The sequence below is a fragment of the Kitasatospora sp. NPDC097643 genome (assembly GCF_040302625.1).
Lineage (GTDB): Bacteria > Actinomycetota > Actinomycetes > Streptomycetales > Streptomycetaceae > Kitasatospora.
Map to the genome: position 1 here is coordinate 1 of NZ_JBEOSA010000018.1, position 19,178 is coordinate 19,178.

Sequence of the window (19,178 nt, forward strand, 5' to 3'; positions counted from 1 at the left end):
CCCACCCCGGGGTGCGGCGGCGCTGCCGTGTCCTGGACGGCGGCCCGCGGGCACGGCCGCCGGGCCGCCAACCAGCCGGGCGAGTCGCCTCCGCCCCGGCGGAAAACCGGTCGCGGGGCGGGGCGGGCTGTGGCAGCGTGCACCGGGACCGACCGCCACCTGACCGGAGCCGCCCCGATGAGCCTGCCGCCCCGACTCGCGCCCCTGCTGGACCAGTTCGACTTCACCCGGACCCGCCTCACCGAGCGGCTGGCCGGGCCCACCGTGGACAGCGGCAACGGCACCCCGGTGGCCGTCGAGCCGATCACCGACGAGGAGTACCGGTGGGAGCCGGTGCCCGGCTGCTGGTCGGTGCGCCGGCACGCGGACGGCCCGGGCGCGCGGGCCACCCTGCTGACCGGGGCGGGTGAGTGGGGGCGGGACGCCAGCGAGTGGCCGCACCCGGAGCCGCCGCCGTTCACCACCCTGGCCTGGCGGCTGAGCCACCTCAGCGAGATGCTCACCCTGCGCGCCGACCACACCCACGGCACCCGCAGCCTGACCAGGGAGGACTACCGGGTGTGCGGGGACGCGAAGTCCGCGCTCGCCGACTTCGACGCCGCCGCGGACGCCTGGCGGGCGGCCCTGCTGGCCGCCGACGACGCCGTGCTGGACACCGTGGGCCACAGCGCCTACCCGTACGGCAGCGATCCGGAGGAGGTCTTCCTCAGCGTGGTCTGGTGGGTGAACCAGGAACTCCTGCACCACGGCGCCGAGATCGCCCTGCTGCGCGACCTCTACCGCTCCTCGCCGCGCTCCGCCTGACCGGCGCGTCAGCGGCTCACCGGGCGGGGCGGCAGGGGCAGCGGGAGGGCGGGCAGTCCGTCGATGCTGGTACCGACGTACTGCTTGCCCTCGCAGTAGGTGTTGAACTCCTCCTCGTTCTTCCGCTCGAAGTACTGCGTGTGCAGGTCCCGGTCGGCGCGGTAGTCCATCAGCGGGACGGCGAAGCCGCAGGAGTCGCTGACCCGTTCGGCCTTCACCAGCACGATCGCGCGCAGCCCGGCCCCGTCGACGGCCGGGTCGAAGCGGCCCAGCAGCTCGGCGAAGCGCGGGTCGTCGCGGAACACCGGCTCGCCCAGGCCGTGCACCCGCACCACGGTCGGCGGGCCGTCGAAGGCGCACCACATCAGCGTGATCCGGCCGTTCTCCCGCAGGTGCGCCGTGGTCTCCGCGGTGGAGCCGCCGAAGTCCAGGTAGGCGACGGTGAGTTCGTCGAACACCACCAGGGTGCCGGAGCGGCCCTTGGGCGAGACGTTGACGTGTCCGTCGGCGGAGAGCGGCGCGGTCGCGACGAAGTACACGGGCTGACGCTCGATGAACTCCCGCAGCCGGCCGTCGATTTTCTCGTACTGCTTTCCCATGGGAGCCATTGTGCCCCTCGTCTCGCCTGGTAAGAAGGCCGGATCCAGCTGCCGAGATGCCGCCGCACCCCCTCCGCGCCGTGCCGCGCGACGCCTATGCTGGATCGTGTGCATGCCACCCGCGTCCCCCCGTCACGGGAGTATGAGATGGCCCACACCGTGTCCGGCAGCATGGCGTTCGGCACCCCCGCCGCACCGCTGCGCCCGTACGTCCTCGGCTACCGCGGCTACCGGCTGACCCTGCACCAGCCGCGACGGCGCCTGGAGGTGCCGACCGACGTCGTCACGCTGGCGCTCGGCTTCGAGGGCTCGCTGCGGCTCGTCGACGCCGTCGACCCGGCACCGGCCGCCTCCTTCGGCTCGGTCGCCGCCGGGCTGCGCCGCACCGCGACCATCGCCGAACACAGCGGCGTGCTGCACGGCTTGGCCGTCTCGCTCACCCCGCAGGGCGCGTTCCGGGTGTTCGGGCCGCTGGCCGGCGACCTCGGCGGGCAGTGGGCCGAGGCCGGGGAGGTGCTGGGCCGACGGCTGCGCACGCTCTCCGCCCGGCTGGCCGACGCGCCGACCTGGCCGGCCCGGTTCGCCCTGCTGGACTCCTACTTCGCCGCGCGGCTCGCCGACGGCCCGGGCTGGGACCCGTCCGTCACCTGGGCCTGGCACCAACTGCGGCGCTCACACGGGCTGGTGCCGGTCCGAACCCTGGTGGAGGGCAGCGGCTGGAGCCGCCGCCGCCTGGAGCTGCGCTTCCGGGAGCACCTGGGGCTGGCGCCCAAGCAGGCCGCCACCATCCTGCGGCTCCAGCGCACGCTCGCCGTGCTGGCCCGCAGCAGCGGCGGGCCGGGCCCGGGTGCCGCCGCCGCGGGCCCCGACGACGAACGCCTGGACGGCGCCCGGATCGCCACCCTCTGCGGGTACTACGACCAGTCGCACCTCGACCGCGCCTTCCGCGCCATGGTGGGCTGTTCGCCGCGCGCGTTCCTGGCCTCCCGCGAGACCGCCGCCGCCCTGCCGGAGCCCACCGACCGGATCGACGGGCGGGTCACCAGCGCCGTCCTCAGCCCCGGCGGCTGAACCGGGCGGAAGCACCCGGCCCGGCTGCGCATTTGTACAAGACGCCGCCCCGCGCCGTCCGTCATCCTCGGAAACGCCCGGCCGGTACGGGGGGACCGGCCGGTCACGGGCGGCCGCACCGGGCCGGCGGATCGGTGCGGCCGAAGCCTGTCCCCATGAGGCGGGGGGCACGAGGCGGAGGCATGAGGACGGCGGGCCGCCGTGCCGTCTCCGGCACCGGGCCCGCCGCCGACCACCGGGTGGCGGTCACCGCATCATGTAGACGCCGTCCATGAACTCGATGATCTGCTGGTCCGTCAGCCGCTGGCCGTCCCGGTGGCCCATCGCCAGGTCGGCCTCGCTGATCATGCCGACCAGCTTCTCCCCGTCGATCACCGGGATCCGCCGGATCTGGTGCTGTTCCATCTTCCGGAGCACCATGTCCATGCTGTCGTCGGCGCGCACGCAGTGCAGGTGCCCGGCGAGGTCCATGGCCGTCATGGTGGACGGGTCCTTACCCTCCGCGAGACATCGCACGACGATGTCACGGTCGGTGATGATGCCCTTCAGCTTCTGGTCGTCGCCGCAGATCGGCAGCGCGCCCACGTTCTTGTCGCGCATCATCATCGCGGCCTCGGCCAACGTCTGGTGGGCGCCGATGCACTGGGCGCCGGTGTGCATGATGTCTCGGGCAGTGGTCACGGGGACTCCTTCGTCAGTGTCTCCCCCGGCGATCCCCCCACGGGTCACGTCCCGAGCGGACGGCAGCGCCGCGCACGGAGTGACCGTGCCCTCACGATAGGCAACACCGCGCCGGTCCGCGACCCATGGCGTGCGCCGGCCGCCGATACTGGACCCGTGACGACGCAAGCCACGGACGCGGTCGACGACGGTGTGGTGGACGAGGCCGTCCGGGTCCGGCCCGCGACGGCGCTGCGGCCGTACGTGGCCTGGTACGCCGGTTACCGGCAGCGCGGGATCGCCCCCGCCGTGCACCGCGGCCTGCCCTCCCCGTACCTGACCTTCATCCTCACCCTGGACGAGCCGCTGGTGATCGCCGGGCACCCCGACCCGGCGCAGTCGCCCGGCGCGTACCGGACGCTGCTCGGCGGCCTGCACACCAGCCCGGCGCTGATCACCCACGAGGGCCGGCAGTCCGGGGTGCAGATCGCCGTGCACCCGCTGGCGGCCCGGGCGCTGTTCGGGTTGCCGGCCGGGGAGCTGGCCGGGATCGACGTCCCCGCGGAGCAGGTGCTCGGGCCGTTCGGGCCGCGGCTCCAGGAGCAGCTGCGGGCCGCCCGCGACTGGTCCGAGCGGTTCGCCCTGCTGGACGGGGCGCTGCTGCGGGCCGCCCGGCCGTCCGGGGCGGTGCCGCCGGAGGTCGGCTGGGCCTGGCGGGCGCTGCGGCGCAGCGGCGGGGCCCTGCCGGTGGCGGCACTGGCCCGGGAGACCGGCTGGAGCGCCCGGCACCTCCAGGAGCGGTTCCGCCGGGAGACCGGGCTGACCCCGAAGGCGGCCGCCCGGGTGATCCGCTTCGACCGGGCCCGCCGGCTGCTGGCCGGCCCGACGCCGCCCCGGCTGGCGGAACTGGCGGCGGGCTGCGGGTACTTCGACCAGGCGCACCTGGCACGGGAGTTCCGGGCACTGGCGGGGGCCGCGCCGAGCACGTGGCTGGCGGCGGAGGGGGCGGAGTTCCGAAACGTCCAAGGCGCGGCGGGCGGGGCGGGCGCAGGGTGGGAGTCGTAAGGAACACCGGCCCGTCCCGAGGAGAACGCCGTGAACGACACGACCCCCGCCCCGCAGGTCTGGCCCAGCCTGCGCGCCACCGACGCCCGGGCCCTGATCCGCTTCCTGGTGGAGGCCTTCGGCTTCCAGGAGGTCGTCAGCTACGGCGAGGGCGCCTTCGTCGCGCACGCCGAGCTGGCCTGGCCGGAGGGCGGCGGCGTGATGCTCGGCTCGGACCGGGAGACGCCCGAGGGCGCCGAGCCGTGGCCGGGCCGCCCGGGCACCTTCACCGCGTACGTGGTCACGGCGGACCCGGACGGCGTGCACGCCCGCGCGGTGGCCGCCGGGGCGCGGATCACCACCGAGCTGATGGTGACCGACTACGGCTCGCGGGACTTCGCCGCGGCCGACCCGGAGGGCAACCGCTGGTACTTCGGCACCTACCGGGGCGCGCCCCGGCCCGCTGCCCCCGGTGGCGCCGCGGAGGGATGAGATGCCGCAGATGACGGTGGACGGGCGGACGCTGGCGCTGTCCCACCTGGACAAGGTGTACTACCCGCGCACCGGCACCCTGAAGGGCGAGGTGCTGCGCTACTACGCCGCCGTGCACACCGCCCTCCTCCCCCATCTGCGTGACCGCCCGGTCTCCTTCCTGCGCTGCCCGGACGGCGTCGAGGCCGAGGTGTTCATCGCCAAGAACCCGCCTGCCGGGACGCCCCGTTGGGTCCGCACCGTCGAGGTGCCCAGCAGCGGCGGCGAGCTGCGCCAGGTGGTGCTGGACGACGGCGCCGCGCTGCTGTGGGCGGCCAACCTGGGCTGTCTGGAGCTGCACGTGCCGCAGTGGCACGCGGCGGCGCCCGGGCTGGCGGACCGGCTGGTGCTGGACCTCGACCCGGGCGCGGGCGCGGACGTGCTGACCTGCCGGACGGTCGCCGGGCTGCTGCGCGAGCGGCTCGCGGCGGACGGCCTGGCGGCCTGGGTGAAGACCTCCGGTTCGAAGGGCCTGCACCTGCTGGTGCCGATCGAGCCGACGCCCAGCGCGCGGGTCTCCGGGTACGCCAAGGCGCTCGCCGCCGCCCTGGAGGCCGAGCACCCGGAGCTGGTGGTGCACACCATGGCCAAGGCACGGCGCACCGGCCGGGTGCTGGTCGACTGGTCGCAGAACAACGCCAAGAAGACCACCGCCGCGCCGTACACCCTGCGGGCCCGGCCGCTGCCGACCGTCTCCACCCCGCTGACCTGGGAGGAGCTGGAGCGGGCCGGCGGCGAGGAGGAGCTGGTCTTCACCCTGGCCGAGGTGCCGGGGCGGCTGTCGGCGCACGGCGACCTGTTCGCGCCGCTGCTGGACCCGGAGCGGGCCAGGCCGCTGCCGGCCGGGCCTGCGGCGCCCTCCGCGCGGGTGGACCGCGCGGCGCCCGCCCCGCGGGTGGACCGCCCGGAGGGCCCCCGCCAGGTGCTCCGCCCGCCGGTCGAGGTGATGCGCCCGGCCGCCGTCACCGCCGTCCCGCCCGCCGACGGGCTCGGCGGCGGGGGCGTGCAGTACGAGCTGAAGCTGGACGGCTTCCGGTGCGTCGCCTTCGCCCGCGGCACGCAGCCGCCCGTCCTGCAGTCCCGCACCGGCCGGGACCTCGCCCCCGAGTTCCCGCCGATCGCCGCCGCCGTCGCCCGGCTGCCGGAGGGGCTGGTGCTGGACGCCGAGCTGGTCGCCTGGCGGGGCGGCCGGTTCGCCTTCGGGGAGCTGCTGCGCACCCGGCAGGCCCGGGCCGCCGCCCCGGACGTCGCGCTCGGCCTGATCGCCTTCGACGTGCTGGCCCTCCCGGGCCGGGACGTCCGCCGGCTGCCGCTGGCCGACCGCCGTCGGCTGCTGCTCGCCGCGCTCGCGGACGTCCCGCCGCCGGTCCAGCCGGTGCTGGCGACCACCGACCGGGCGGAGGCGCTGGAGTGGATGGAGCAGCTGGCCGAGAGCGGCGTCGAGGGCCTGGTCTGCAAGGCGGCCGGTTCCCCCTACCGCCCGCGCGGCGCGGGCCGTGCCTGGGTGAAGTACCGGCGCAGCGACACCCTGGACGCCGTGGTGCGCGCGGTGACCGGCCCGGCCGCCCGGCCGCACGCGCTGGTCCTGGAGCTGGACGACGGCCGGATCCTGCTCACCACCCCCCAGTTGACCCCGGTCCAGGCCCGCGAGGTCGCCCGGGCCGTCCGCCCGCTGCTCGGAGCGCCCGCGAGCGACCCGGAGCACGGCCCGGTGCATCCGCTGACCGGTCCGCTGCGCGCCGAACTCACCCTCACCGGCCGTCCGCCGGTGGCCACCTTCGTCCGGCTGCGCGGGGACTGACGGAGAATCAGGCAATCCACCGCATACGGAGGGTCTCTGCGCGAATGCCCCGAGACGGCAGGTAGGTGATCACACCGGTCGTCAAAAGTAAAGAGTGCACCAACAATTGGCATACATTCTGATCAACTACTGGCCAGAGCATGCCAATTCGGGAGAGGTTCTGAGCCGCCCCTGTGCGCACGAACCTCTCCCCAAGGAGCTGGCATGCCCCGCCCCGGCCGGACCCGTCGGCACACCCTCCTGTCGCCCCAACGCAGTTGGGTGCGAAGGGTCGCCCTCGCCGTCCTGACGTCGATCTCCCTGCTGCTCAGCACCGAGTCGGCGATGGCCCAGGGCGCCACGCTCACCCCGCTCTCGCTGGACTCCGTGCGCACCTGGTTCCACGACCTCTGGTCGGAGCAGTCCAACCCCGACTGGGGCACCCTGCCGCAGCAGAGCGCCGGCACCGCCGAGGGCAAGGCGCACGACGCCCCGGCGGCCGAGACCAGCAACACCGGCGAGGCCGCCGGCCGTCCGGCGGGCCACAGCAAGGGCGAACTGCCCGCCTACCAGCCGCCCGTGGCGAAGGTCCCGGCCGGCCGCAGCGCGGGCGTCACCGGGTACGACCCCAAGGCCAGCAAGCGCCGCGCGGACAAGTCCACCGCGAACTCGGACTACTTCGAGAACCCGGACGGCTCGTACACCCGCGAGTTCCACCAGCACGTCGTCAACGTCAAGGACACCGCCGGGAACTGGCAGCAGCCCGACCGCACGCTGGTCAAGGGCCAGGGCGACAAGTGGCAGCAGAAGTCGGCCGGGGCGGGCGTGGAGTTCGCGGGCAACGCCAAGGACGACCACCTCGGCACGGTGACCATCGACGGCGGCACCTCCTTCGCCTTCGGCCTCCAGGGCGCCGCCGACGCCACCGCCACCGCCGAGGGCGACACCGCCACCTACCGGCAGGTCGGCCCGGACACCGACCTGCACCTGACCGCCCAGCCCGGCGGCCTCAAGGAAGCCATCGTCCTCAACTCCGCCAAGGCCGGGAACCGCTGGGTCTTCCCGCTCGAACTCCACGGCCTGACCGCCGTCCTCAACGAGGCCGGCGGCGTCGACCTGCGCGGCGCCGACGGCAAGCCCGCCGGCCTCATCCCGCCCGGCTACGCGTACGACGCCAAGGTCGACCCGCGCTCCGCCGACCGGGCCGTCACCCACGCCGTCAGGTACCAGCTGGAGACCGCGGGCGGCCGCACCTCCCTGGTCGTCACCCTGGACGAGGCCTGGCTGCGCGCCCCCGAGCGGGTCTTCCCGGTCACCGTCGACCCGTCCTTCGGCACCGGCGGCGCCACCACCTACACCGAGACCAACACGCCCGCCGGCGACCACTCCATGGAGCAGGAGATCAAGGTCGGTTCCTACGACGGCGGCACCCACAACTCCACCTCCTACCTGGCCTTCCCGACCCTCGGCCTGGACGCCTCCGGCGCCACCGTGCAGTCCGCGACGCTGCGGCTCTACATGACGTACGCCGCCAGCTGCTCCCCGCAGAGCTTCGACGCGGCCGCCGTCACCAGCGCCTGGACGCCCTCCGAGGTCGTCAGCGCCCCCGGCCCGACGTACGGCCCGTCCATCGGCAGCCTCGCGCCGACCCCGTCGACCGCCTGCAACAACGCCGCCAACGACCCCGCCAAGGGCGACTGGATCGAGCTCCCGCTCTCCCCGGCGACGCTGACCGGCTGGGCCAACGGCACCCCCGACTACGGCGTGGCGCTCTACGCGGCGACCAACGACACGCTGCACTACAAGAAGTTCGCGTCGATGTACAACCCGAGCGGCGCGCCGACCCTGAGCATCACCTACAGCGGGGCGCTCCAGCCGCAGGTGCTGATGCAGACGCCGCCGAACGGCTACGCCGCGCCGACCCTGACCCCGATGCTGTCCGCGACCGGGCAGACCGACCAGGTCAGCCGGCCGCTGACCTACCCCAAGTTCGCCTTCCAGGTCTTCACCGCCGACGGCACCAAGGTCGCCGAGTCCGGCCTGCTGGACTCCACCACCTTCTCCGCCAACTGGACAGTGCCCGCAGGCAAGTTGAGCTGGGGCCAGACCTACTACTGGACGGTCCAGTCCTTCGACGGCATCGGCTACACGCCGAACCCGGCCTGGTACGCGCTGACCACCCAGGTCCCGCAGCCGGTCGTCACCTCCAAGCTGTCCCAGAACACCGACGACCACGGCCTCAACCCGGCCGTCGGCAACTACACCACCAAGGCCACCGACGCCAGGATCTCCACCCCCGGCCCCAGCCTGGCGGTCGAACGCGACTACAACTCGCTCGACCCGCGGACCACCGGGGCCTTCGGCGCCGGCTGGTCCAGCGTGCTGGACGCCAGGGTCACCGAGCAGACCGACCCGGGCGGCACCCAGACCGGCGTGGTGGTGACCTACCCGGACGGCTCGGCGGTCGGCTTCGGCCGCAACGCCGACGACACCTTCTCCCCGCCGCAGGGCCGCTTCGCCACCCTCGCCCGCAGCACCACACCCGGCGGCTACACGCTCACCGACAAGAGCGCCACCGTCTACACCTTCGCCCAGGCCCTCGGCGGCGGCGTCTTCGGCATCACGGCGGTCACCGACGCCAACGGCCGCTCCCTCAACCTGACCTGGGCGAACGGCCAGATCAGCACGATGACCTCGGCCGCCTCCGGCCGCAGCCTCGCCGTCGCCTGGTCCACCCCCGCCGGCGCCCGCAGCCCGCACGTCGCCACCGTCACCACCGACCCGGTGACGGCCGGCGACGCCACCAGCGCCCTGGTCTGGACGTACACCTACACCGGCGACCAGCTCGGCAAGGCCTGCTCCCCGGCCGGCACCACCCAGTGCACCACCTACGGCTACACCACCGCCTCGCAGTACCGCGCGCTCTCCCTCGACCAGGACGCGGCCTCCTTCTGGCCGCTCACCGAGACCAGCGGCACCACCGCGGCCAGCGCCGTCATCGCCCAGCAGGGCAACGACAACGCCACCTACCACGGCGTGACCCTCGGCCAGCCCGGCCCGCTGGCCGGCAGCACCGCCACCGCGGCCGGCTTCGACGGCACCTCCTCGTACGTCCAGCTGCCCAAGCTCGGCCTCGGCGCCTCCTCCTCGCAGACCGTCGCCATGTGGTTCAAGGCCGACGCCGGCTCCGGCCCGGGCGTGCTGTTCTCCTACTCGGACCGGCCCATCGCCGCCACCTCCGACCGGGGCAACTTCACCCCGGCGCTGTACATCGGCAGCGACGGCAAGCTCAACGGCATCTTCTGGTACGGCGACACCCCCGCCCCGATCACCACCACCACCGCGGTGAACGACGGCAAGTGGCACCACGTCGCGCTCAGCGGCTCCTGGAACGCCCAGACCCTCTACCTCGACGGCGAGCAGGTCGGCACCCCCGCCCCCGGCTTCGGCACCCACGGCTACACCGCGGCCTTCCCCTGGACGTTCAACCAGATCTACCTCGGCACCGGCTACCTCGGCGCCAACTGGCCCGACCAGCCGCACCCCGGCCCCAACCCCAGCACCGTCTACGCCACCTACTTCAAGGGCTCGATCGCCCAGGCCGGCTGGTACAACAAGCCGCTGAGCAAGGGCGAGGTCGGCGCGCTCGTGCAGGCCGGCACCACCCCGGCGAACCTGCTCAGCTCGGTGCTGCGCCCGTCCGGCAAGACCTTCGCCTCGGTCGGCTACGACTCCGCCACCGCCGGCGTCACCAAGCTGGTCGACGAGAACGGCGGCAGCTGGACCCCGGCCGCGCCGACCGTCACCGGCACCAGCCAGGTCTACCGCTCCGCCGTCATGGGCTCGGCCCCCGCCGGCTACTACCGGCTCACCGAGGCCGCGGGCGCGGCCGGCGCCGTCAACCAGGTCAACTCGGGCAACGCCACCTACAACAACACCACACTCGGCGCCGACGGCCCCTTCGCCGACGTCAAGGCCGCCGGCTTCGACGGCACCTCCTCCTACCTGCGGCTGCCGTCCAACCTCCAGGTGTCGACCGGCAACGACTCGGTCGAGCTCTGGTTCAGCATGAACGCCGGCTCCACCGCCGGCGGCGTGCTGTTCGACTACGCCGGCTCCCCGCTCACCGGCGGCAACCCGCGCGGCAACAACTGGGTGCCCGCGCTGTACGTGGGCACCGACGGCAAGCTGCACGGCAAGTTCTGGGACCAGTACGGCAGCAACTGGCAGCTCGTCACCCCGGGCACCGTCAACGACGGCAAGTGGCACCACGCCGTGCTCGCCGCCAACAGCGGCAGCCAGACCCTCTACCTGGACGGCGCGCAGGTCGGCGTCACCAACGGCACCCGGGCGACCGCGCTCTCCGACTACGTCTACGTCGGCGCCGGCGAGTCCTACGGCTGGCCCGCCGGCCCCACCAACGAACTCGGCTACTTCCCCGGGAAGATCGCCGAATTCGCCTACTACCGGACCCAGTTGAGCGCCGCCCAGGTCGGCGCGCACTGGGCGGCCGGGAGCCGGTCCGGCGGCCTCGCGCCGGTGCAGACCGTCGCGGTCACCGACCCGCGCGGCGGCACCGTCAAGTACGAGCACGACCTGCGCAACGGCAACCGGATGATCGCGCAGACCACCGCGCTCGGCGCCCGCACCACCTACGGCTACGACACCTCGGGCTTCCTGCTCACCGAGACCGACCCCAACGGCAACGTGACCACCACCGGCCACGACGCCCGCGGCAACGTGGTCACCAGGACCAGCTGCCAGGACCAGGCCGGGCAGAAGTGCTCGACCACCTACTCCTCCTTCCTGCCCGACGCCACCACCACGCAGCTCAAGCCGAGCCCGCTGAACGACCTGGTCTCCACGGTGCGCGACGGCCGCTCGGCCGACGCCGGCGACACCAGCTACCAGACCTCGTACGCCTACGACGCCGCGGGCAACCAGACCGGCGTCACCACCCCGCCGGTGGCCGGCTTCCCGAACGGCCGCACCACCACCATCGCCTACACCGACGGGACCACCGTCGCCGCCGCCGACTCCGGCTTCGCGCCCAAGGGCCTGCCGTACCGGACCACCTCGCCCGGCGGCGCCGTCACCTCGGTCAGCTACTTCCGCAACGGCGACATCGCCTCGGTGACCGCGCCCAGCGGCCTGGTCACCCGGTTCGGCTACGACAACCTCGGCCAGATCCGCACCAAGACCGTGGTGTCGGACAGCTACCCGGCCGGCCTGACCACCGGCTACACCTACAACAAGGCCGGTCAGCAGGACAGCCGCACCGACCCGCCCACCACCAACCGGGTCACCGGCGCGGTGCACCAGGCCAGGACCACCAGCGTCTTCGACGCCGACGGCAACGTGCTCTCCCAGGCCGTCGCCGACCTCACCGGCGGCGACACCACCCGCACCGTCAGCAACACCTACACCGCGTACAACCAGCTGGAGACCAGCACCAACGCGGCCGGCGGCATCACCCGCAACACCTACGACGCGAGCGGCGCCCGGACCAGCGAGACCTCCCCCGGCGGCGTCACCACCGCCACCGACTACGACGCGCTCGGCCGGCTGCTCACCCAGACCCTCAAGGGCTACACCGGGGACCCGGTCAACCCCTCGCCCGCGAAGGACCTGGTGCAGTCCTCCCGCGCCTACGACCCGGCCGGGCGGCTCGCCTCGCTCACCGACGTCAACGGCAACGTCACCAAGTACACCTACACCGACAACGGGCTGACCGCGACCGTCACCCGCACCGACCCGACCGGCGCCCAGTCCTACGTGCTGCAGTCCAACGTCTACGACGCCGCGGGCAACGTGGTCGAGCAGCGCACCAACAACGGCGCCACCGTCACCCGCAACGTCTACGACGCCGCGAGCCGGACCACCGCGTCCACCGTCGACCCGGCCGGCGTCAACCGGACCACCACGCTGAGCTACACGCCCGACGACCACGTCGCCACCCAGCGGCTCAGCGACCCAACCGGCGCGACCCACACCACCACCAGCACCTACGACGCGACCGGCCAGCAGACCAGCCGCTCGGTGCAGTTCGACAGCGCCGGCAACCCGGTCGGCTGGTGGGTGCTGGACCAGGCCGCGGGCAGCACCGTCCCCGACGCCTCGGGCACCGGCAACAACGCGACCACCGCGGGCGCCGTCTCCTGGCCCGGCGGCGCGGCCGGCTTCGACGGCACCGGCGGGACGATCTCCACCAGCGGGCCGGTGCTCAACACCGCCTCCTCGTTCACCGTCTCCACCTGGGTGAACCTGGCGGACACCTCCACCTGGCACGCCGCCGTGATGCAGGGCGGCACCAACCAGCTCTCCATGCTGCTCGGCTTCGACCGGTTCAGCGGCTGGGCCTTCACCGTCTCCGGCAAGGACTCCGCCAACACCGGTTACACCCAGGCCTCCTCCGGGATCAACGCGGTCAAGGCCAACACCTGGACCCACCTGATCGGCGTCTACGACTCCGCCACCGGCGCGATCAAGCTGTACGTCAACGGCGTGCTGGCCGGCTCCGGCACCAACCCCTCGCCGTGGAGCGGCGGCGGCGCCCTGGTGATCGGCGCCACCAAGGCCGCCACCGGGACGGCCCGCGACCTGATGAACGGACAGGTCTCCAACGTCCAGGCCTACCAGCGGGCGCTGGGCGACGCCGACGCCTCGGCGCTGTTCACCGCCGGACGCGGCGGCGGCACCACCGCCGCACCCCGACCGGCGGCCGCCGCCTGGAAGCTCGACCAGACCGGCGGGCTCGCCGTCCCCGACAGCACCGGCAACGGCTACCCCGGCACCGTCCCCAACACCGTGCGCTGGACCGGCGACGCCGCCGCCTTCGACAACAACGGCGCGCAGATCGTCAGCAGCGGGCCGGTGCTGAACACCTCGACCTCGTTCACGGCCTCGGCCTGGGTGAACCTCGCGGACACCTCGACCTGGCACGCCGCCGTCATGCAGGGCGGCACCAACCAGCTCTCCATGCTGCTCGGCTACGACCGGAACAACGGCTGGGCCTTCACCGTCGCGGGCGTCGACAACGTCAACACCGGCTACACCCAGGCCTCTTCGGGACAGGGCGCGGTCCGGGCCAACACCTGGACCCACCTGGTGGGCGTCTACGACTCCGCCAGCGGCGCGATCAAGCTGTACGTCAACGGCACGCCGGCCGGCACCGCCACCAACCCGACCCCGTGGACCGGCAACGGCAGCCTGGTCATCGGCGCCACCCAGGCGGCCACCGGCAATGCCCGCGACCTGATGAACGGACAGGTCTCCAACGTCCAGCTGTACCAGCGGGCGCTGACCGATGCCGACGCCGGCAGCCTCTACTCCGCCGGGCGCACCAGTGCCACCCTGCTGAGCCAGCCGGCCGCCGCCTGGAAGCTCGACCAGACCAACGGCCCGGCCGTCCCCGACACCTCCGGCGCCGGGCGCACGGCGACCGCGCTCAAGGCCGTCGGCTGGGGCGACAACGCGGCCTCCTTCGACGGCACCGGCGGCACGGTCAAGGCCGCCTCCGTCCTCAACACCACGGCCTCGTACACCGTTTCGGCCTGGGCCAAGGTCACCGACTTCTCCACCTACCGCAGCGTGGTCACCCAGAACGGCTCGCAGACCGCCGCGTTCGTCCTGCAGTACTCGCCGGCGGTCGGCTGGGCCTTCCACACCACCTCCGCGGACACCGGCAGCCCGGTCTGGCTCACCGCCTCCTCCGGCACCGGCGCACCCAAGCTCAACACCTGGACCCACCTGGTCGGCGTGTTCGACGCCCCGACCGGCGCCATGCGGCTCTACGTCGACGGCACGCTCGCCGGCACCGCGACCAACACCACCGCGTGGAACGGCACCGCCGGCACCGCCATCGGCGCCACCGTGCCGACCGGCGCCGGGCCCCGGGACCTCATGCAGGGCCAGGTCGCCAACGTCCAGCTCTACCGCTGGGCCCTCCAGGACGCCGACGTCACCACCCTCAGCACGGCGGGCCGCGGCGGCGGCACCATCGCCTCCGGCGCCGCCCAGCAGGCCACCGTCAGCTGGAAGCTCGACCAGCGCGGCCTGCCGGTCGAGATGACCGACGCCAACGGCAACAAGACCAGCTACGTCAACGACGAGGCCGGTCACCAGGTGCTCACCAGCGCCCCCACCGTCAACGTCGAGACCGGCGGCGGCACCCCCGTCGCCATGCACCCCACCACCACCGTCGGCTACGACACCTTCGGCAGCGCCACCGAGTCGCAGGACCCGAACGGCAACATCGTCACCACCTCCTACGACGCGGGGAGCCGCCCGGTCAGCGCCACCCTGCCCGGCTACGTCAAGCCGGACGGCAGCGGCACCATCAGCGGGGCCAAGTCGCTGCGGGAGTACGACCCGGACGGCCACACCACCAAGACCACCGACCCGCTCGGCCGGACCAGCACCAGCGTCTACACCCAGCTCGGCGACCTCGCCCAGACCACCGACCCCAAGGGCGGCACCACCCGCACCGTCCGGGACGCGGCCGGCCAGGTCCTCACTGGCATCAGCCGCGGCGGCGCCGAGACCCGGGCCACCTACGACTGGCTCGGCCGGCGCGTCACCGCCACCGTGCTGGAGCGCTACCCCAGCCCGGTCACCGCGACCACCAGCTACTCCTACGCCCCGTCCGCGACCAACCCCGGCGGCGCCTTCCTCGCCTCGGTCACCAGCCCCGGCGGGATCACCACCTCCACCGGCTACAACCAGGTCGGCGAGGCGGTCTCCAGCACCGACGGCGCCGGCAACGTCAGCCAGGTCCAGTACGACGTCCTCGGGCGGGCCGCCGCCACCCGGGCGCCCGACGGCACCTGGACCAAGGTGACGTACGACCAGCTCGGCAACGCCGTCAAGCTCCGCAAGCTCGACCTGGACGGCACCACCGCCCTCGCCACCAGCACCGCGACGTACGACGCGATGGGCCGGATGCTGTCCGCCACCAACCCCAACGGGCGCACCGAGAAGTACGCCTACGACGCCACCGGCTCGCTCGTCAGCCAGACCGAGCCGGTCACCGACACCACCTCCATCACCACCACCTTCGGCTACGACGCGGCCGGCCACCGCACCCGTTTCACCGACGGGCGCAACCACAACTGGATCTACGGCTACAACAGCTGGAACCTGCCGGAGAGCACCGTCGAACCGGCCGTGTCCACCGCGGCGTACACCTACACCACCGACGCCGACCGCACCACCAAGACCGTCTACGACGCGGCCGCCCGTCCGACCCTCACGCTCCTGCCCGGCGGGGTCCGCCAGCAGGTCGGCTACGACGACCTCAACCGGATCACCTCGCAGAGCGGCAGCGGCGCCGAGGCCGACACCGCCGCCCGCACCTTCGACTACGACGCCGACGGCCGGATGACCAGCGCGTCCACCGCCGCCGTCGGCACCACCGTCGCGGCCACCGCCGAGACCTTCGGCTACAACGACCGCGGCGCCCTGCTCTCCGCCACCGGCAGCGGCGGGTCCAGCAGCTTCACGTACAACAGCGACGGGCTGATGACCTCCCGCACCGACGCGGCCGGCACCGCCACCTACGGCTACGACACCGCCGGCCGGCTCAAGTCCCTCGCCGACCCGCTCAGCGGCACCACCCTCGGCATCGGCTACAACGCGCTCAACCTGCCCAGCACCGTCACCCACGGCACCGGCGGCAACGTCCGCACCTTCGGCTACGACAAGCTGCACCGGCTCACCAGCGACACCCTCGCCCAGCCCGGCGGCACCACCATCGCCTCGATCGGCTACGGCTACGACCCGGTCGGCAACCTGACCTCCAAGACCACCCAGGGCTTCGCCGGTCCGACGAACAACACCTACACCTACGACTACGCCAACCGGCTGACCTCCTGGAACGACGGCACCACGACGAAGGCGTACGAGTACGACGCCTCCGGCAACCGCACCCGGATCGGCTCCGCCGTCTTCACCTACGACGAGCGCAACCAGCTCACCGGTGACGGCATGAAGCGGTACACCTACACCGCACGCGGCACGCTCACCAACATCAAGGAGTGGATCGGCACCACCACCCACGGCTCGGACGCCTTCGGCCAGCAGGTGGTGCAGAACCGCCAGCGGTACACCATGGACGCCGTCGGGCGCGTGATCACCGACCAGTCCGGCACCGCCGGGGCCCGGACCTTCACCTACTCCGGCATGGGCAACCTGGTCGCCTCGGACGGCTCCAACACCTACAGCCGCGGCGTCGCCGGTGAGCTGATCGGCATCGGGACCGCCGGCTCGGCCTCCCCCGGGGTGCTCGCCTTCACCGACCAGCACACCGACGTGGTCGGCAACTTCACCGCCACCGGGACGGCGCTCACCGCCTCCACCGCCTACGACCCCTTCGGCGGGTCCGCCGCGACCAGCGGCGCGGCGGCCGGTCAGCTCGGCTACCAGTCCGGCTGGACCGAACAGTCCACCGGCCGGGTCAACATGGCCGCCCGCTGGTACAACCCCGGCACCGGCCAGTTCATGAACAAGGACACCTGGTCACTCAGCCCCACTCCCGACTCGGCCGCCGCCAACCCCTTCGCCTACGCCAACGACAACCCCTTCAGCGGCACCGACCCGAGCGGGCACGGGCTCTGGGACAGCATCAAGAGCGTCGCCAAGAAGGCGGTCAACACCGTCAGCCACGCGGTGAGTTCGGCCTGGAACACGGTGAGCAGCGCGGTCAGCTCCGGCTGGCACACCGTCACCGAGACGTACCACGCCGCCACCAGCTGGGTCGCCGACCGGGCCCGGGACGTCTCCAACTTCGTCGTCAACACGTACCACAGCGCGGTCAAGGCCGCCGCGCGCGAGTTCGACCGGGTCTACCGGGCGGCGCAGCAGGAGATCCACCGGATGCAGGACAACCTGGCGCGCCTCAAGCGCCAGGCCGCCGCCTACGTCAGCGAGGCCCGGCAGCAGGTCGTCCACGCCTACCACGCCACCGAACAGTTCGTCGCCACCGCGCGGGACGTCGCGGTGGAAACCGCCCAGGGCGTCGGGAAGTACGTCAAGGACCACGCCGCCACCATCGCGTCCTTCGCGGTGTCGGCCGCGGTCTTCATGGGCTGCGAAGCCGTGGTGACCGTCGCCACCGGCGGCACCCTGTCCGTCCCCGGCGCGATGGCCTGCGGCGCCCTCGCCGGCGCCGCCTCCGGCCTGGTCGACCAGGGCGCCAAGTGCCTCGGCGGCCAGCAGGGTGCCTGCTCCGTCGGCAACTTCGCCCAGGCCGCCGGTCTCGGCGCGCTCGGCGGGGCCGTGGGCGGCGGCATCGGCGGCGCCCTCGGCGGCAAGATCGCCCAGTCCGTCGTCGGCAAGCTGCTCCCCCGGGCGGTCTCCACCGTCCTGGAGGAGGCCGCGATCGGCGGCATCTCAGGAGCCGCCACCGGTGCGCTCAACTACGGCGTCACCTGCGGCTCCTCGCAGACCGGCTGCAGCTGGTCCGGCGCCGGGAACGCCGCCGTCAGCGGAGCCGTCGACGGCGCCGTCGGCGGCGCGGCCGGCGGAGCCCTCGGCGCGGGTGCCCGGGCCGCCAAGGACCGCTTCGGCCCCGGCACCGGCAAGCACCGCGAGGGCGGCGGGGGCAGCTGCGAGACGCACAGCTTCACCGGCGACACCCCGGTGCTGATGGCCGACGGCGCCGCCAAGCCCATCTCCGAGATCAAGGAGGGCGACGAGGTCACCAACTCCGTGCCCGGCGGCAGCGGGACGGAGAAGCACAAGGTCGACAAGGTCATCGTCACCACCACCGACCACGACTACGTCGACGTCACCGTCACCCCCGACGAGCAGAGCGCCTCCGGCCGGCCGCTCGGTGGCCTGAAGCGCATCGCCCTCGGCCTCGCCGCCACCGTCGCCGCCTTCACCGCCCTCTCGGCCACCCCGGCCCTCACCCCCGAGGCCTCGGCGACGCCGGCCACCACCTCGGCCACCTCGGCCACCGCCGAGTCCACCCTCACCACCACCGACAACCACCCCTTCTACGACCTCACCCAGCACGCCTTCGTCCCCGCCAAGGACCTCCACGCCGGCGACCAGCTCCAGACCCCCACCGGCACCGCCACCGTCCGCACCACCCGTCACTACCAGTCCACCGCCACCACCTACGACCTCACGATCAACGGCCTCCACACGTACTACGTGGTGGCCGGCACCACCCCGGTCCTGGTCCACAACTGCGACGACCCGACCCACGCCCCCATCTGCGACTGCCACAACACCCGAGAGATCACCGGACCGTCCCCGAAGGCCGGCGACACCGTGGTACTGGGTGTGGCGGGCCCGGGCGAGAGGCTCGCCCAGGACCTGGGCGGGATGACCTTCAACGGTGACCGCTACAAGTACTTCCACAAAACCGCGCAGCCGCAGTGGGTCCGCGAGGTCAACGCCTCGGTCGGCAATCCGGACATCAACCTCGCCATCGACCTGGGCGGCCTCCACCCCGGATCGGATCCGACCGCGATCTTCGACCTCGCCGCCAAGAACGGGCGCCAGAACGGCTGGGAGAACGGGCGCGGCACGGAGTGGGAGATGTGGCGGGTCTACTACCACGTCTTCATCGACGAGGGGCGGCCCTGGACGAGCATTCAGTGGTACCTGAACGGTGCCGATGTCACCGCCCAGATGCACGCCCACAACCCCTGACCCGTTCCCCTAGGCTGGGGCCGTCCCCG

8 protein-coding genes and 1 pseudogene are annotated in these 19,178 nt (G+C 73.2%); 7 read left to right on the top strand and 2 right to left on the bottom strand.

Translation table 11 applies throughout. The features are described from left to right. Nucleotides 1–177: 177 nt before the first annotated feature. Nucleotides 178–804 carry a DinB family protein gene (locus ABTY15_RS14460; RefSeq protein ID WP_350582153.1) on the top strand — a complete coding sequence of 209 codons (627 nt, stop codon included), beginning with the start codon at nucleotides 178–180 and terminating at the stop codon, nucleotides 802–804. Between the two features lie 8 nt (nucleotides 805–812). On the opposite strand, the gene ABTY15_RS14465 is transcribed toward ABTY15_RS14460, so the two are convergent. Next, nucleotides 813–1,403 carry a pyridoxamine 5'-phosphate oxidase family protein gene (locus ABTY15_RS14465; protein ID WP_350582161.1) on the bottom strand — a complete coding sequence of 197 codons (591 nt, stop codon included), beginning with the start codon at nucleotides 1,401–1,403 and terminating at the stop codon, nucleotides 813–815. 147 nt (nucleotides 1,404–1,550) lie between these two features. Here ABTY15_RS14465 and ABTY15_RS14470 point away from each other — a divergent pair, with 147 nt between their 5' ends. Further along, nucleotides 1,551–2,474 carry a helix-turn-helix domain-containing protein gene (locus ABTY15_RS14470; RefSeq protein ID WP_350582166.1) on the top strand — a complete coding sequence of 308 codons (924 nt, stop codon included), beginning with the start codon at nucleotides 1,551–1,553 and terminating at the stop codon, nucleotides 2,472–2,474. Nucleotides 2,475–2,720: 246 nt separating this feature from the next. Here ABTY15_RS14470 and ABTY15_RS14475 read toward each other — a convergent pair whose 3' ends face one another. After that, nucleotides 2,721–3,155 carry a CBS domain-containing protein gene (locus tag ABTY15_RS14475; RefSeq protein WP_350582170.1) on the bottom strand — a complete coding sequence of 145 codons (435 nt, stop codon included), beginning with the start codon at nucleotides 3,153–3,155 and terminating at the stop codon, nucleotides 2,721–2,723. Nucleotides 3,156–3,311: 156 nt separating this feature from the next. Between ABTY15_RS14475 and ABTY15_RS14480 the strand changes: the two genes are divergently transcribed. The 5 genes and pseudogenes from ABTY15_RS14480 (at nucleotide 3,312) to ABTY15_RS14500 (ending at nucleotide 19,149) form a co-directional block, all read left to right on the top strand. Continuing rightward, nucleotides 3,312–4,199: a helix-turn-helix domain-containing protein gene (locus ABTY15_RS14480; protein ID WP_350582173.1), complete on the top strand. Its 888-nt coding sequence runs from the start codon at nucleotides 3,312–3,314 to the stop codon at nucleotides 4,197–4,199. Nucleotides 4,200–4,229: 30 nt separating this feature from the next. Then, nucleotides 4,230–4,670, top strand: coding sequence for a VOC family protein (locus ABTY15_RS14485; protein ID WP_350582199.1), 441 nt, complete (start codon nucleotides 4,230–4,232; stop codon nucleotides 4,668–4,670). A gap of 1 nt (nucleotide 4,671) precedes the next feature. Further along, nucleotides 4,672–5,550 (top strand): annotated as a pseudogene (gene ligD, locus ABTY15_RS14490) (non-homologous end-joining DNA ligase); the annotation flags it as partial. A gap of 105 nt (nucleotides 5,551–5,655) precedes the next feature. After that, nucleotides 5,656–6,510: an ATP-dependent DNA ligase gene (locus tag ABTY15_RS14495; RefSeq protein ID WP_350582535.1), complete on the top strand. Its 855-nt coding sequence runs from the start codon at nucleotides 5,656–5,658 to the stop codon at nucleotides 6,508–6,510. A 204-nt stretch (nucleotides 6,511–6,714) separates the two neighbouring features. Further along, entirely contained in the window at nucleotides 6,715–19,149 is a 12,435-nt protein-coding gene (locus ABTY15_RS14500) for a LamG-like jellyroll fold domain-containing protein (RefSeq protein ID WP_350582203.1), read from the top strand. Nucleotides 19,150–19,178 lie beyond the last annotated feature (29 nt).

Excerpts from the sequence above, each read along its gene's own strand:
- ABTY15_RS14460 (WP_350582153.1), top strand. The coding sequence starts at position 178 with ATGAGCCTGCCGCCCCGACTCGCGCCCCTGCTGGACCAGTTCGACTTC.
- ABTY15_RS14465 (WP_350582161.1), bottom strand. The coding sequence starts at position 1,403 with ATGGGAAAGCAGTACGAGAAAATCGACGGCCGGCTGCGGGAGTTCATC.
- ABTY15_RS14470 (WP_350582166.1), top strand. The coding sequence starts at position 1,551 with ATGGCCCACACCGTGTCCGGCAGCATGGCGTTCGGCACCCCCGCCGCA.
- ABTY15_RS14495 (WP_350582535.1), top strand. The coding sequence starts at position 5,656 with ATGCGCCCGGCCGCCGTCACCGCCGTCCCGCCCGCCGACGGGCTCGGC.
- ABTY15_RS14500 (WP_350582203.1), top strand. The coding sequence starts at position 6,715 with ATGCCCCGCCCCGGCCGGACCCGTCGGCACACCCTCCTGTCGCCCCAA.